We start from the raw sequence: 14,873 nt of genomic DNA on the forward strand, positions 1-14,873 counted from the left end.
GATGCCAAGCCAGGACCGACGGCGCGTGGATTCAAGGGGGTGAGTTCAATGGATGGGGTTGCGCTGCGCCTCACACAAGCCAGCCGCAGCAATGGCGGTGCATCATGAAATCGGAGGACGACCGGCGCGCGACCTCGCCGGCGGCCAACGCAACACTGCGGCCCGGCGCGGCGATTGTCGACCGGGCGCGTGCCATGGCACATTGACGCCCATGCCCAGCCTGATTCTCTTCATGATTGCCGGCGCCGCGCTGTACGCGTTCTGGAACTCCTCGCGTGCCGCAGCCGAACGTGCCGACATCCTCGGCCGCAACGCCTGCCGCGCCGCCGACGTGCAATGGCTGGACCAGAGCGTGCATTCCACCAACCTGCGCATCTGCCGCAAGCCCAATGGCTGGCTGGGCTTCGAGCGGACGTTCCGGTTCGAGTATTCGCACGATGGCATCGACCGGCATAGCGGCCGCCTGGTGCTGCGCGGCGATCAGCTGATCGCCTTTACCGGACCGCAAGTGGCCACGGTGACACCGCTGATGGCCACGGTGACACCGCTGAGCCCGGATCATCAGCGCCTGAACTGACCGCGATCTGGCCGCTGTGGACGCAGGCCTGCAGGCGGCGACCGAAGACCAACGTCCTGCAGCGCATTCACCAGGCCGCAGCGGTGACTGCAACCGCATCTGTCGGTGCCCTCATTCGACCGCGGCGCACACACCACGCGAACCTGCCGCGGCACCGGACGGGCGCGCGGTGCGCGCCCATTGCCGGTTACTTGACCACGCGCAGATGCGGACGCTTGCCGGCAGCCGGCGGCTCGTCCGGCGTGGGCGCACCCGGCGGCGGCGACGCACCCGGATCCGGCGGTTCGGTGCTGGTACCGGGGATATCGTCCGGCAAGGCCATGCCCTGCCCCGTCTCGCGCGCATATACCGCCAGGACGGCGGCCATCGGCACCATCACCGGATAACTGACGCCGCCAAAGCGCGCGGTGAATTGCACGCTTTCGTTGTCGACCTGCAGCCCGACCACGGCGCGCTCGGCGATGTTCAGGACCACACGGCCGTCCTTGACCGCACTGGCAGGCACCTGCACGCCGGGCAGTCCTGCATCCACCAGAACGTGCGGCGTCATGCCGTTGTCGTTGATCCATTCGACCAAGGCCCGCAGCAGGTACGGGCGATGGCTGGTCATGCGGGGGAAATCTTCGCTCATGGCGTCATTTTACCCGCACACGGCCCGCAGCGGCGGTTGCGCGATGCGGCGTCGGTCTGTTGGCATACAGCCGTCGCATCAGCCTGGCAGGTCGCGCAGTTTCTTTTCCTGATCGGTCAGGCTGCGGATGAAGCCGGGATTGCGGAAGATCCGGTTGCCATAGTCTTCGATCGCCTTGCCATCCTTGGGCAGCCCGATCTCCAACGCGTCCAGTCGCCAGATGATCGGCGCCATCGCGCAATCGGCCAGACTCATTTCCGGATTGAGGAAGAACTTGCTGGCCTTGAACAGCGGCACCGACGCGGTGAGCAGTTCCTTCAGGCGCTTGCGGCCGGCTTCGGCCTGGGTCTTGTTGCCGAGCTGGATGGCCTGCACCTGCGGCACCCAGTCGTGCTCGATCCGCAACATCGCCAGACGCAGGCGCGCGCGAGAGAGCGGATCGACCGGCATCAACGGCGGATGCGGGTAGCGCTCGTCCAGGTATTCGCTGACCACCGATGCGGCGTACAGCACCAAGTCGCGTTCGACCAGGGTCGGGACCGAATGATAGGGATTGAGATCGATCAGATCTTCCGGGGGATTTTGCGGGTCGACCGGCACCAGGTCGTAGGTCACCCCTTTCGCCGCCAGGACCAGACGGACCCGGTGGCACAACACGTCGTCGTTGGACGAAAACAAAGTCAAGGTATTCCGCATACGCACACTCGTCGCCATTCAAGGCTCTCCGACGACCGGAATCCGCCGGCCGCATCGGCGCGGCCGGCCCAACGCCGACCGTCACCACGGTCCTTCGAGTGTGCAATCACGTCACGCAAAAGCCAAGGGTGATAGGGCCTCAAAAACACTAACAAGCCATATTGTCGCGTCCAATGTCGGGCGCGGCCGGCGATGACGCGTCATCGGCAGGTGGCTCCGCAGCGGATCTGCGGATTCTGTGCAGGCCCTTGCACGCCCACCATCGCGAGACACGCCGCAAGTACGTCCTCGACGCTGCGAGTGTGCTGCCGGGCCCTTGCCCGCCCACCGTCGCAGGACACGCCGCAAGTACGTCCTTGACGCTGCGAGTTGGCTGCCGGGTCCTTGCCCGCCCACCATCGCAGGACACGCCGCAAGTACGTCCGTGTAGGCTCCGGCGCGGCATCCATGCCGCTCAGGGTCCCGCGACGGTGAGCGGGCAAGGACCAGTCGAGATGGTTGGTGTGCATGGGAAGAGCAGTGCTGGAAGCGCCTTGTTTGATCATGAGCAGCGGCTCCACGTCTGATGCATACCGCACGACAGACGGCTTTCAGATCAGTGCCGACCAATTGTCTGGTGCGGTGCCCTTGCCGGTTGCGGGACCGTGTGGCGGCATGGATGCCGCCACCGAGCCCCCAGGGATGGGTTTACGGCGTGTCCCGCGAGCGGTGAGGGCAACGCGCACTCGACGCTGTCAGTTTGCTGCAGGGTCCTTGCCCGCCCACCCTCGCAGGACACGCCGCAAGTACGTCCATGTAGGCTCCGGCGCGGCATCCATGCCGCTCAGGGTCCCGCGACGGTGAGCGGGCAAGGACCAGTCGAGAGGGTCGGTGTGCGTGGGAAGAGCAGTGCTGGAAGCGCCATGTTTGATCATGATCAGCGGCTCCACGTCTGATGCATACCGCACGACAGACGGCTTTCAGATCAGTGCCGACCAATTGTCTGGTGCGGTGCCCTTGCCGGTTGCGGGACCGTGTGGCGGCATGGATGCCGCCACCGAGCCCCCAGGGACGGGTTCACGGCGTGTCCCGCAAGCGGTGAGGGCGCCGCGCCCTCGACGTTGCGAGTGTGCTGCGGGGCCCTTGCCCGCCCGCCGTCGCGGGACATGCCGCAAGTACGTCGATCTAGGCTCTTGAACGGCGTCCATGCCGCTCAACGACTGCGCCACCGCCGACGGACGCGGCCCAGGCCCGGAATCGGCACATAGCATGCGCACCCCTGCCCTGCGCAGCGCATGCATGCACCGGGCGATCGGTTGCTATTCCTGGGCCGCCGCGGCATTGCGCGGCCGCCTCGGGTTCACCGCACGATCAATGCACGTCCTTCCAGTATTCCTTCTTGAGCAAGTAGGCAATGAAGGTGAGCAAGACCAGGAACAGGATCACCCACACGCCCATGCTTTGCCGTTTCAGCGCCGCCGGCTCGCCCGCGTACTCTAGGAAGTTGGCGATGTCGCGCACGGTCTGGTCGAACTCCACCGGCGTCTGTCGCCCGGGCTGGCCGAGCTTGAGCGCCTGCACCGGCTTGTCGCCGGTCGCCTTGTCGGGCGGGCCGAACTGCGCCTGCTGCAGGCCTTGCAGCTCCCACAGCGGGTTGGGCATGGACGCATTCGGGAACAACTGGTTGTTCCAGCCCAGAGGGCGGGTCTGATCCAGGTAGAACGACTTGAGATAGGTATAGACCCAGTCGGTGCCGCGCACGCGGGCGATCAGGGTCAGATCCGGCGGCGCCTTGCCAAACCACTTGGCGGCCGCATCGTGCGGCATGGTGCCTTCGATGTGTTCGCCGATCTTGGCGCCGGTGAAGTTGAGGTTGGTCATGACCTCTGCTTCGCTCAAGCCCAGATCGCTGGCCATGCGCGAATAGCGCAGGTATTTCAGCGAGTGGCAGCCGGAACAGTAGTTCATGAACAACTGCGCGCCACGCTGCAGCGAGGCACGGTCGCTCAGGTCGTTGCCGGCCTGCTGCACCGCACCGCCTTCGGCCGCAATCGCACCGCCGCCAATGAGCAGCCCGCACAGCAGGGCGACCAGGCGCGACGTCCATGACCTCACGTTGGAATTAGTCATGGGTGGTCACCCGCTCCGGCACCGGCTTGGTCTTGTCCAGCCGCGTCCACACCGGCATGGTGATGAAGAAGGCGAAGTAGAGGAAGGTCAGCACGCGCCCGACATAGGTTTCGTGCGCGTCGGTGCCGGGGCCGGAGCCGATCACGCCCAGCCACACGAAGCACACCACCAGCACGCCGAGCGCGACCTTGGAGATCCAGCCACGGTAGCGAATCGAGCGCACCTTGGCCCGATCCAGCCACGGCACCAGGAACAGGATCGCGATCGCCGAGAACATCACCAGCACGCCGCCGAGCTTGTTAGGCACAACCCGCAACATCGCGTAATACGGCGTGTAGTACCAGACCGGCTTGATGTGCTCGGGAGTCACCAGGCGATTGGCCTCGGTGAAGTTGTCGTGCTCCAGGAACAGGCCGCCAAACGCCGGCGCGAAGAAGATGATGAAGGCCGCGATCAACAGCAGAAAGCCGACCCCGACCAGATCCTTGACCGTGTAATACGGGTGGAACGGGATGCCGTCGGCCGGCTTGTGCGCGTCCCAGCGGTTGCCCTTCGGCCCCTTCTTGATGTCCACGCCATCGGGATTGTTGGAACCCACTTCATGCAGCGCGCCGATGTGCAGCACGATCAGCAACAACAGCACCAGCGGCAGCGCAATCACGTGCAGCGCGAAGAAGCGGTTGAGCGTGGCATCGCCGGGCAGGTAGTCGCCCATGATCCATTCGGTCAGCCCGTTGCCGATCACCGGGATGGCACCGAACAGCGAGATGATGACCTTGGCGCCCCAGAACGACATCTGACCCCACGGCAGCACGTAGCCCATGAAGGCTTCGGCCATCAGCACCAGGTAGATCAGCATGCCGAGAATCCACACCAATTCGCGCGGCTTTTGGTAGCTGCCGTACATCAGCCCGCGGAACATGTGCAGATACACCACGATGAAGAACAGCGAGGCGCCGGTGCTGTGCATGTAGCGGATCAGCCAGCCCCACTCCACGTCGCGCATGATGTATTCGATCGAGGCGAATGCATCGGCGGCGCTGGTCTTGTAGTGCATCGTCAGGAAGATGCCGGTGACGATCTGGTTGACCAGCACCACGATGGCCAGCGAGCCGAAGTAGTACCAGAGGTTGAAGTTCTTCGGCGCGTAGTACTCGCTGACATGCTTGCGATACATGGGCATCAGCCCGGGCGCGCGTTCGTTGACCCAATCGAACACACCGTTGGCGGTACGGACCAGGATATTGCTCATCAGGCAGCCCCCGTGCTGTTGGCCGACGTACCGGCACCATCGGGATCGACGCCGATCACCAGGGTGTTGTCGTCCACGTAGTGGTGTGGGGGCACCAGCAGATTGATCGGTGCCGGCACGCCGTCGAAGACGCGGCCGGACATGTCGAAACGCGACTTGTGGCAGGGGCAGAAATAGCCGCCCTTCCACTGCGGGTCGTAGGGCTCGGGGCGGATCTCGGCGACCATTTCCGGCGAGCAGCCCAGATGCGTGCACAGCCCGACCAGCACCGAGATGTCGGACTTGATCGAGCGGTATTCGGGATTCTTCAGTACATAGTCCGGCTGCTGGTCCTTGTTCTCGGACTTGGGATCCTTGAGCCGGTCATCCAGCGATGGCAGCGCGTCGAGCATCGCCTTGGAGCGCTTGACGATCCAGATCGGCTGACCGCGCCATTCCAGAACCAGCCGTTGCCCCTCCTGCAAGGCGCTGATGTCGGCAGTCACCGGAGCACCGGCCAACTTGGCGCGTGCACTGGGATTCCACGACTTCACGAACGGAACTGCGACAAATCCTGCTCCGACCGCACCGACCACGGCCGTTGTCGCGGTCAAAAACCGGCGACGCCCGATATCCGCAGGTGCGTTAACCCCATCGTTGGCCATCCGGCTCTCCGATCTTGATTAGGTAGCGTGAGGCTGCCAACGGCTGGCGGGGGGTCCAGCCGCGATGAATCGACCGCAGTGTAGCGGAACGCTTAATACACAGACAACGCAATGTACGCAGTCGGACCGGCGCAGTGCAAACACCGGATGCAGGCGCGCGCCGATTGCATCACGTGCCAGCCTGGCACAGGACCGACAGCTGTGACGCAGTGCTGGCATCGACCCTGCACCAGTCGAAGACCTGCTGCACGTGGGCTGCCGCATCGCGCAGCCGCGAAGGCTGCCTGCGCGACATGGTGGCCGCCCGACATCCGTCCCGATTGGTTGCGGTCAAGGCAGGCCGAAGCGGGCAGCGCATGCGTGCGAAGGCACGCAGCTCAGTTGGCTGCGGTGGCCTGCCCACGATAGCGTCCGGCCAGCAGGCCGACGCGTTGCACGTAGCGCTGGGTCTCGCTGTAAGGCGGCACGCCACCGTAGCGATCCACCGCGCCCTCGCCCGCGTTGTAGCCGGCAGCGGCCAGCGTGAGATCGCCGTTGAAGCGCTTCAGCAACCACGAAAGATATTGCACGCCACCGCGAATATTTTGCGTTGCATCATAGGCATCGCTGACCCCGAAGCGGCGTGCGGTCCCGGGCATCAATTGCATCAGCCCCTGCGCGCCGGCACGACTCAGTGCCAGCGGATTGTAGGCCGACTCGGCATGGATGATCGCGCGCACGATCGCCTCTTCGACCCCGAACTCGCGCGCGGCCGCAGTGATTTCCTGCTGGTAGGCGTTGGTATTGAGCCGGATCGCGCCGAAATTGACGCCCGGCTTGGCTCCGCAGGCGTAGCAGGTTTCGATGAAGCTGTAGTGGATGGTGCGCAGGCCCTGGATGCTGGCGACCTGGCGCGGGCGCGCACTGGTGTAATGGCGCACACCGTCCTTGATATACGAATAGACCTGCCCGCTGACCACCCGGCGCGGATTGACCGCGACAGCAGCGGGCGGCTGCACGATCGACGTTTCCGACACCGGCTGCGCGCGCGGCCTCAGCGCCGAGGCGAGCTCGGCAGCGCGAGGAGGTGGTTGGCTGGCCGGCTGACTGATGATCATGGCCGGCGCACCACTGTCGATCGTGGCGCTGCTGCGCGCCGGGCTGGCGACCACGCCCGGCGTCGGCCGGAGCGTGGACGGCGCGGCGCGGCGCGCGGACCGGTCCGGGGTGTAGCTACTGATGACGCTGCAGGTCGCCCCGCTCTGGCGCTTGCTCAGGTAGCTGGTGATCCCGTCGCCGCTGACGCACTTGTACAAGGTGCCGGCGCTGGCCGGCGCCGCCGACAACGTGACAACTAGCAGCCCCAGCACTCTTGACATCCCCTTCATGCGGCGGAGTGTCCCAGCTTGGCCCGGGCTTGCCAAGTGGCTGCCGCGGTTATCCGGGCAGTTGCTCCAGCCGCGTCCGCAACGCGTTCAGCGCCTGGGTCAGGGGAGCACGCACGGCCTGCGGGGAGATCGCATCGAAGGGTAGATCGAGCATCAGCAGGTTGGCCGCCAGGGCCGGCATGCTCGGTGCGCCCAGGCCCAGCCAGCAATGTGCCGGCCCGTCGGCTTCCAGCGCGCCCAGCCAGGGCGGGATGCGCGCGGCAAGTGCGTCCAGCGTGCCATGCAGGCGTACCCGGGCCCGACACGGAAACGGCGACTCGCCGATCGCCTTGCGCAGGAGTTGCAGCGGCTCCTCCGGCAACGCGCGCGCGGCGAACCGGGCGCCGGTCGCGCTGGCCTGGTCGATCCGGTCGGCCCGCAGGGTACGCCAGTCCTGACGCTCGCAGTCCCAGGCCAGCAGGTACCAGCGCCGCCCGTAGTTCACCAGCAAGGCCGGCTCCACGCAGCGCGTGATCGGCGCGCCGGAATGCCGGCGATAGTCCAGCCGCAGCGTGGCCCGGTCGCGGCAGGCGCTGGCCAGTTGCGCCAGCAGTGCCGCATCCACCAAGGCAGCGGCGTCCTCGGTGATCGGCAGACTGGCCGTGGCCGCATGCGCACCACTGGCACGCTGGCCGCTGCGCCGCGGCAACAACGGATCGAGCTTGCGCAGCACCCGCGCCGCCGCCGCATCCATGCCACGCATTACCGGAGCCGCTGCGCGCAAGGCGATCGCCACGGTCAGCGCTTCGTCCTCTTCAAACAACAGCGGCAGGGCCGCGGCGCCCTGCCCCAGCTGATAGCCGCCACCGGCCCCGGGCGCGGCCTGCACCGGATAGCCCAGCTCGCGCAAGCGCTCGACCGCGCGCCGCACGCTGCGCGGGTGCAGTTCCAGGCGCTCGGCCAGCGCCGCACCGGACCAGGTCCGGCCGCCTTGCAGCAGGGCGAGCAGACGCAACAAGCGGGCAGCGGTCGAAGCCATCGCGCTACCGTATTGCGGACAGGAACTGTCCGCAATGGCTGCGTAGGATGGCGCTGGTACCGCGGCCCATGCCTGCCGCCTCCACCAAGGAACCTGCAATGTCCGACCAGCGCCACATCACCCTGTTCCACAATCCCCGCTCGCGCTCGCGCGGCGTGCTGGTGCTGCTGGAAGAGCTCGGCGCCAGTTACGACCTGCAGATCGTCAATCTGGAAAAAGGCGAGCAACTGGCGAGCGACTACCTGGCGATCAACCCGATGGGCAAGATTCCGGCGATCCGGCACGGCGACAGCGTGGTCACCGAACAGGGTGCGATCTACCAGTACCTGGCCGAGCTGTATCCGGAAGCCGGCCTGTCGCCGGCCCCGGGCGACGCCGATCGCGGCGCCTACCTGCGCTGGCTGGCCTTCTACGGCTCGGCGTTCGAGCCGGCGATCATCGACCGCGCGCTGAAGCGCGACGCGCCGCCGCGCGCGATCTCGCCCTACGCCGACTGCGACACGGTGCTGCAGGTGATCGATGCGCAACTGGCCAAGGGCGACTATCTGTTGGGCGAACGCTGCAGCGCGGCCGATGTGCTGTGGGGCGGCGCGCTGGGCTGGATGCTCGATTTCGGCCTGATCGATCCGCCTGCCAGCACCCGCGCCTACATCGCCCGCATGGCCGACCGGCCGGCGTTTGCACGTGCCGAGGCGACCAACGCCAAGGCCTGACCAGGCGGACGGGCCCGGCGCAAGCGGGTAAACTGTGCGGCTATCTTCTACCCGCCTGGAATAAGCGCCATGCCCGGGACATCCGTTTCCGACCTGTCCGCGGCCACCGCCGTGGACGCACCTGCCCTGTTGCCGCTGCCGGTGGCCCGCCCGTCGGCGCCTGCCGTGGTGCGCGGCAAGCTCTACATCAAGACCCACGGGTGCCAGATGAACGAGTACGACTCGGCCAAGATGGCCGACGTGCTCGCCGCCTCCGAGGGCCTGGAGCTGACCGACAACCCCGAAGACGCCGACGTGGTGCTGGTCAACACCTGCTCCATCCGCGAGAAAGCGCAGGAAAAGGTGTTCAGCCAGCTCGGCCGCTGGAAGGCACTGAAGGCCGGCGGCAAGCCGGTGATCATCGGGGTGGGCGGCTGCGTGGCGTCGCAGGAAGGCGAGGCCATCGTCAAGCGCGCGCCGTACGTGGATCTGGTGTTCGGCCCGCAGACCCTGCATCGCCTGCCGGAGCTGATCCGCGCGCGGCGCGAATCGGGCAAGTCGCAGGTGGACATCAGCTTTCCGGAAATCGAGAAGTTCGATCGCCTGCCCGAGCCGCGTGCCGATGGCCCGTCGGCATTCGTGTCGATCATGGAAGGCTGCTCCAAATACTGCTCGTTCTGCGTGGTGCCCTACACCCGCGGCGAGGAAGTCAGCCGGCCGTTCGAGGACGTGCTGGTGGAAGTGGCGCAACTGGCTGCGCAGGGCGTGCGCGAGATCAACCTGCTCGGCCAGAACGTCAACGCGTATCGCGGCGCATACGGCGCCGATGCCGGCGATGCGGCGCAGTACGCGGATCTGGGCCTGCTGATCCGCACCATCGCGCAGATCGACGGCATCGGCCGTATCCGTTTCACCACCTCGCATCCGCTGGAATTTTCCGATTCGCTGGTGGATGCGTATCGCGACGTGCCGCAGCTGGCCAATTACCTGCACCTGCCGGTGCAGGCCGGCAGCGACCGCATCCTGTCGGCGATGAAGCGCGGCTACACCGCACTGGAATTCAAGTCCAAGATCCGCAAGCTGCGCGCGGTGCGCCCGGACATTTCGATCAGCTCGGATTTCATCGTCGGCTTTCCCGGCGAGACCGAAGCGGATTTCGAAAAGACCATGAAGCTGATCGAGGACGTGGGCTTCGACCAGAGTTTCTCGTTCGTGTATTCGCGGCGTCCCGGCACGCCGGCATCGGACCTGCAGGACGACACGCCGGAAGCCGTCAAGCAGGCGCGGCTTGCCCGCCTGCAGGCGCAGATCAATGCGCACGCCACGCGTATCTCGCAGTCCATGGTCGGCAGCGTGCAACGGGTACTGGTGGAAGGCCCGTCGCGGCGCGATCCGAACGAGTTGACCGGCAAGAGCGAGAACATGCGCCCGGTGAATTTCCCCGGCAACCCGCGCCTGATCGGGCACTTCGTCGATGTGTTGATCACCGAGGCGATGAGCAATTCGCTGCGTGGCCTTATCCAGGTGGACGACAGCGCAAACTGACGCGGCACGGGCGCCGGCTTGCGTGGCGCCTTCCGTCAGCGCTCGGTGGCGGATTCGTGGTGGATGACAGAGTGCGTGCTGGTCGGTCGCGACGGTCGTGGTGCTGCCGTCAGCCGCCCGATGCCGCATCTGCCTGCGATGGTTCTTACCTTGCGTGGCTGCGTGCGTGTGTGCAATACGCTGGCACTTCAGCCAGCTCACGCGCGTCACGCCGCGCGCCTCTACTTTCGCGAGCACGCAACGGCGTGCGCATCGCGCTGAGTCGCCAACTGGCGCTCGAGCGTCGGCAATGGCCCGGTGACCTGGCGCAGCACTGGGCCATGCTCGGCCTGCAAGCCAGCGACAGCGCGCATCGTTCGCAAGGGCCGGGCAATGTGTTGATCGCGCACAGCGACGACATCGACAGCGGCTCGCCCCAGCACGCGGCACGCGCCGAGTGATCAAAATTTCACCACCCGTCTGCAACACCTTGCGGCACAAGGCGTGCGAGTACTTACCCACAGGCTTTGCCGAATTCGATCCACACCGCTTGTGGACAACCGCCATCGCAGTGGCGATTTTTTCGCCACCTGCCTGCCAGACCTTGTGCGAGTAGGCGCCACAATTTTTATCCACAGGTTAGTGATGCGTGACTCCACAGCGACTGTGGAAAACCCGCGCACGCCGCCGGGTCCCGGCCAGACCGGGTGATTGCAGTGGCCGGGCGTGTTGGTGGGATCACACGCTGCGCGCTACCCTCGTCTGCCGCCCAACCGACCAGCGCATGCGTGCGCGGTCCGATCCGACCATGAACTCACCTGCACATCGCGACTTCACCCTGGAACCCGACGACATCGAGCGCCTGGCCAATCTGGCCGGCCCGTTCGACGCGCACCTGCGCCAGATCGAACTCAAGCTCGGCGTGGAGATCGCCAACCGCGGCAACATCTTCCGCGTCACCGGCCCGGAGCCGGCGGTCACCGCCGCGCAGTCGCTGCTGACGGCCTTGTACGAGGAAGCCGCCGCCACCACGTTCGACAACCACGCCATCCACCTGCGCCTGAACGATGCCAATGTCGAGCACGTGATCGATCGTTCCTACGTGGCCCAGGACGTGGCGATCAAGGTCAAGCGCGGCACCGTGCGTGGCCGCGGCGCCAACCAGGCCAAGTACCTGCATGCGATTGCCACCCACGACATCAATTTCGGCATCGGCCCGGCCGGTACCGGCAAGACCTTCCTGGCCGTGGCCAGCGCAGTGGAAGCCTTGAACGAATCGCGCGTACAGCGCCTGATCCTGGTGCGCCCGGCGGTGGAAGCCGGCGAAAAGCTGGGCTTCCTGCCTGGCGATCTCAGCCAGAAGGTGGACCCGTACCTGCGCCCGCTGTACGACGCGCTGTACGAGATGCTGGGCGTGGAAAAGGTGGTCAAGCTGCTGGAAAAGAACGTCATCGAGATTGCGCCGCTGGCCTATATGCGCGGCCGCACGCTCAACGATGCCTACGTGATTCTGGACGAGGCGCAGAACACCACCATCGAGCAGATGAAGATGTTCCTGACCCGCCTGGGCTTCGGCTCCACCGCGGTGGTCACCGGCGACCTGACCCAGATCGACCTGCCCAAGCACGTCAAGTCCGGCCTGCGCGACGCCATCGAGGTGCTGCGCGATGTGGACGGCGCCAGCTTCACCTTCTTCGAGGCACGCGACGTGGTGCGCCACCCGCTGGTGCAGCGCATCGTTACCGCGTATGAAAAACGCGATCAGCAGGACGCCGCTACCAAGAACAACGCTGAATGAAGCTGCGCCTTGCCGGCCTGACGTTGGCAAGCGGATTGCTCGCGGCGGCATCGCTCGATGCCACCGAAGCGCCGCCGGGACCTGGAATCCCCGTTGTGGATCGCGATGTGATCCCGGCGGCGCAAGTGGCGCCCCCCTGTGTATCGCTGGCTGCCGACCACACCAGCATCAGCATTCCAACCACGTACCTGGAGAAACTGGCCGAACAGGCGCAAGGCGATATGCCGGCAGGAAACGAGCGCGCACGATTCGGTGCTTGGCAGCAAGGGCGCAGTGCACGCTGGCTGCTCGATCTACCGGGAACGGTCACCGATGCACGCGGCTGCGAAAGCTCACCGATCCAGCACGCGCACCGCGCAAGCCAGTCACTGGTCGGCGGGCTCCTGGAAAGCGGTATCGCTGCGGTCTGGGTGCATGATCACCCCGGATTCGTTTCAAGCTTGCGGGTGCGGGATTACAATCACGGCTGCGGGCGCGGCCCGATCGGAAGTTCGAGCTACCGCGTGGCCAACGGGCCTGCGGTGATACTGCTGATCACGTGCACGCACTGACCCCAGCCCAGGAAACTCTCCCCATGACCCGTGGACCTGTCCGCCTCGACGTCGCTGTCAGTTACGCGCTGCCGCGCGCCGGCCTGCCGTCGGCGGTGAGTTTTCGCAAATGGGTGGCGGCCGCGCTGAAGGGGCGCATCCGCGAGGCCGATCTGGCGGTGCGCATTGTCGATGAGAAGGAAGGCTGCTCGCTCAACCACCATTACCGTGGCAAGGATTACGCCACCAATGTGCTGAGTTTTCCGGCCGAGTTGCCCGAGGGCCTGCCCAAGGGCATCAAGATGCCGCTGCTCGGCGATCTGGTGATCTGTGCACCGGTGGTGGCGCGCGAGGCCGCCGAACAAGGCAAGTCGCTGGCCGCCCATTACGCCCATCTGACCGTGCACGGCACCTTGCACCTGCTGGGCTGGGATCACGAGGACGACAAGGAAGCCGACGCGATGGAGCAACTCGAACGCGAGATCCTGGCCGATCTCGGCATCGACGATCCCTATGCGGGAGAGCACTGATGCGGGCCTGTGTCGCCACCGCGGTGCTGTTGCTGGCCTGCTCCGGCGCCTGGGCCCAGACCGCGCCGGTGCGTCCGGACCTGCCGGCCCTGATCGAATGCCGCCAGCGCATCGGCGACTTCAACGCGCTGGCGCCGGTGCTGGCCGACCCGCTCAAGGCGGTCGCGCTGGGCTGGACGCCGCTGGAACAGGCCAACCTGTTCATGACCGAGTACACGCTCAACACGCCGATCAGCGTGTTCGGCCACCGCACCACCCATATCGCGTTCTCCGGCGCCAGCGTCATGGCGCTGCTGGACCTGCCCGACCCGCGCCCGCTGGCCAGGCAGCTGAACCTGGAACTGGGCGTGGATAACGCCGAAAAGGTCATGTACGGCCGTGAGCTGGTCAGCGAAGACACCACCAACCCCAAGACCGGCGAGGCGATGATCGAATCGATCGTGCTCAGCGTCTCCAACGTGAAGTCGCATCCGGGCAAGACCGTGGTCGGCTGCGGCTACAGCCTGGACCTGCCCTGACGCGGTGCCCGCCCCGCCCCGTCTACAGCGCCTTAGCGGCTTCCTGTTAGACTGCCTGCTATCGCCTGGTTTGCCGGGTGCCGCCCCCCGTCACGATGTCCGAAGACGACAGTAGCCAATCCCAAGAAACACCCGAAAAACGCCGTAGCTGGCTCGAGCGCCTGAGCGCTGCCTTCTCTGGCGAGCCCCATACCCGCGACGAACTGGTCGCGTTGCTGCGGACCGCCGAACAGGACGGCCTGATCGCCGCAGACACCTTGCGCATGATGGAAGGCGCGATCTCCGTGTCCGAGCTCACCGTGGGCGATGTGATGATCTCGCGCTCGCAGATGGTCTCGCTGCCGGTGGAGGCGCGTTTCATCGACCTGATGAAGCAGGTGGTGGAATCGGGCCATTCGCGCTTCCCGGTGCACGGCGAGAACAAGGACGAAGTGCTCGGCATCCTGCTGGCCAAGGATCTGTTGCGCGGCGTGGTTGCCGACAACGGCCCCGGCAATGTGCGCGAACTGCTGCGCCCGGCGGTGCTGATCCCCGAATCGAAGAAGCTCAACGTCCTGCTCAAGGAATTCCGCCTGTCGCGCAACCACATGGCCATCGTGGTGGACGAGTACGGCGGTGTCGCCGGGCTGGTCACCATCGAGGACGTGCTGGAGCAGATCGTCGGCCAGATCGACGACGAGCACGACGATGCCGAGGAAGAGAATTCGCTGATCGCCATCCAGGCCGACGGCCGCTATGTGGTCGATGCGCTGACGCCGATCGAGGACTTCAACGAGCGCTTTGGCGCCGACTTCCCCGATGACGAGTACGACACCGTCGGCGGGCTGGTCACCGATGCGATCGGGCATCTGCCGGAAACCGGCGAGGAGCTGACGCTGGGGCGCTTTGCGTTCCGCGTGGCCAAGGCCGATGCGCGGCGCGTGCACGCCTTCCACGTGACCATCCTGCCGCCAGACCCGCAGGACGACGCTTGAACCTTTCGCACCG

The 14,873-nt window shown here is 66.0% G+C and carries 16 protein-coding genes; 9 read left to right on the plus strand and 7 right to left on the minus strand.

Annotated features, from left to right (window positions below):
• The first annotated feature begins 211 nt into the window (after nt 1–211).
• Nucleotides 212–577: a DUF3301 domain-containing protein gene (locus EO174_RS15075; protein ID WP_126945475.1), complete on the plus strand. Its 366-nt coding sequence runs from the start codon at nt 212–214 to the stop codon at nt 575–577.
• Nucleotides 578–764: 187 nt separating this feature from the next.
• Here the strand turns inward: EO174_RS15075 and EO174_RS15080 are convergent, their stop codons facing one another.
• The 7 genes from EO174_RS15080 to EO174_RS15120 form a co-directional block, all read right to left on the minus strand.
• Nucleotides 765–1,208 carry a ClpXP protease specificity-enhancing factor gene (locus EO174_RS15080; protein WP_104582164.1) on the minus strand — a complete coding sequence of 148 codons (444 nt, stop codon included), beginning with the start codon at nt 1,206–1,208 and terminating at the stop codon, nt 765–767.
• A gap of 78 nt (nt 1,209–1,286) precedes the next feature.
• Nucleotides 1,287–1,922 (minus strand): glutathione S-transferase N-terminal domain-containing protein, encoded by a 636-nt coding sequence (locus EO174_RS15085; RefSeq protein WP_024939278.1) that lies wholly within the window; start codon nt 1,920–1,922, stop codon nt 1,287–1,289.
• Nucleotides 1,923–3,254: 1,332 nt separating this feature from the next.
• Nucleotides 3,255–4,013, minus strand: a complete 759-nt coding sequence (locus EO174_RS15100; RefSeq protein ID WP_164740223.1) for a cytochrome c1 — start codon at nt 4,011–4,013, stop codon at nt 3,255–3,257.
• On the minus strand, nt 4,006–5,265 hold the full coding sequence (locus EO174_RS15105) for a cytochrome bc complex cytochrome b subunit (RefSeq protein WP_104649060.1): 1,260 nt from the start codon (nt 5,263–5,265) through the stop codon (nt 4,006–4,008). Before EO174_RS15105 ends, EO174_RS15100 begins: the two co-directional genes overlap by 8 nt.
• Nucleotides 5,265–5,909: a ubiquinol-cytochrome c reductase iron-sulfur subunit gene (gene petA / locus EO174_RS15110; RefSeq protein WP_026064126.1), complete on the minus strand. Its 645-nt coding sequence runs from the start codon at nt 5,907–5,909 to the stop codon at nt 5,265–5,267. The genes EO174_RS15105 and petA overlap by 1 nt, the downstream gene beginning before the upstream one ends.
• 377 nt (nt 5,910–6,286) lie before the next feature.
• Entirely contained in the window at nt 6,287–7,276 is a 990-nt protein-coding gene (locus EO174_RS15115; protein WP_126945483.1) for a lytic transglycosylase domain-containing protein, read from the minus strand.
• Nucleotides 7,277–7,325: 49 nt separating this feature from the next.
• Nucleotides 7,326–8,294, minus strand: coding sequence for a WYL domain-containing protein (locus EO174_RS15120; protein WP_126945486.1), 969 nt, complete (start codon nt 8,292–8,294; stop codon nt 7,326–7,328).
• Nucleotides 8,295–8,392: 98 nt separating this feature from the next.
• Here EO174_RS15120 and EO174_RS15125 point away from each other — a divergent pair, with 98 nt between their 5' ends.
• The 8 genes from EO174_RS15125 to EO174_RS15160 all read left to right on the plus strand — a co-directional run bounded on the left by EO174_RS15125 (nt 8,393) and on the right by EO174_RS15160 (nt 14,860).
• Nucleotides 8,393–9,007 carry a glutathione S-transferase family protein gene (locus tag EO174_RS15125; RefSeq protein WP_126945489.1) on the plus strand — a complete coding sequence of 205 codons (615 nt, stop codon included), beginning with the start codon at nt 8,393–8,395 and terminating at the stop codon, nt 9,005–9,007.
• A 69-nt stretch (nt 9,008–9,076) separates the two neighbouring features.
• Nucleotides 9,077–10,531 carry a tRNA (N6-isopentenyl adenosine(37)-C2)-methylthiotransferase MiaB gene (gene miaB / locus EO174_RS15130; protein ID WP_104582157.1) on the plus strand — a complete coding sequence of 485 codons (1,455 nt, stop codon included), beginning with the start codon at nt 9,077–9,079 and terminating at the stop codon, nt 10,529–10,531.
• A 245-nt stretch (nt 10,532–10,776) separates the two neighbouring features.
• Nucleotides 10,777–10,971 (plus strand): hypothetical protein, encoded by a 195-nt coding sequence (locus EO174_RS15135; RefSeq protein WP_126945492.1) that lies wholly within the window; start codon nt 10,777–10,779, stop codon nt 10,969–10,971.
• 347 nt (nt 10,972–11,318) lie between these two features.
• Nucleotides 11,319–12,308, plus strand: a complete 990-nt coding sequence (locus EO174_RS15140) for a PhoH family protein (protein ID WP_126945495.1) — start codon at nt 11,319–11,321, stop codon at nt 12,306–12,308.
• Nucleotides 12,305–12,859, plus strand: coding sequence for a hypothetical protein (locus EO174_RS15145; RefSeq protein ID WP_126945498.1), 555 nt, complete (start codon nt 12,305–12,307; stop codon nt 12,857–12,859). The genes EO174_RS15140 and EO174_RS15145 overlap by 4 nt, the downstream gene beginning before the upstream one ends.
• 23 nt (nt 12,860–12,882) lie before the next feature.
• A complete protein-coding gene (ybeY, locus tag EO174_RS15150) occupies nt 12,883–13,368 on the plus strand; it encodes an rRNA maturation RNase YbeY (RefSeq protein WP_104582154.1) in 486 nt (161 codons plus the stop codon).
• Entirely contained in the window at nt 13,368–13,886 is a 519-nt protein-coding gene (locus EO174_RS15155) for a hypothetical protein (RefSeq protein ID WP_126945501.1), read from the plus strand. Before ybeY ends, EO174_RS15155 begins: the two co-directional genes overlap by 1 nt.
• A gap of 95 nt (nt 13,887–13,981) precedes the next feature.
• Complete coding sequence (locus EO174_RS15160; protein WP_016901625.1) at nt 13,982–14,860, plus strand: transporter associated domain-containing protein; 879 nt, start codon at nt 13,982–13,984, stop codon at nt 14,858–14,860.
• Nucleotides 14,861–14,873: the final 13 nt, after the last annotated feature.

This window comes from Xanthomonas sp. BRIP62418, assembly GCF_003993495.1.
Taxonomy (GTDB): domain Bacteria; phylum Pseudomonadota; class Gammaproteobacteria; order Xanthomonadales; family Xanthomonadaceae; genus Xanthomonas; species Xanthomonas euroxanthea.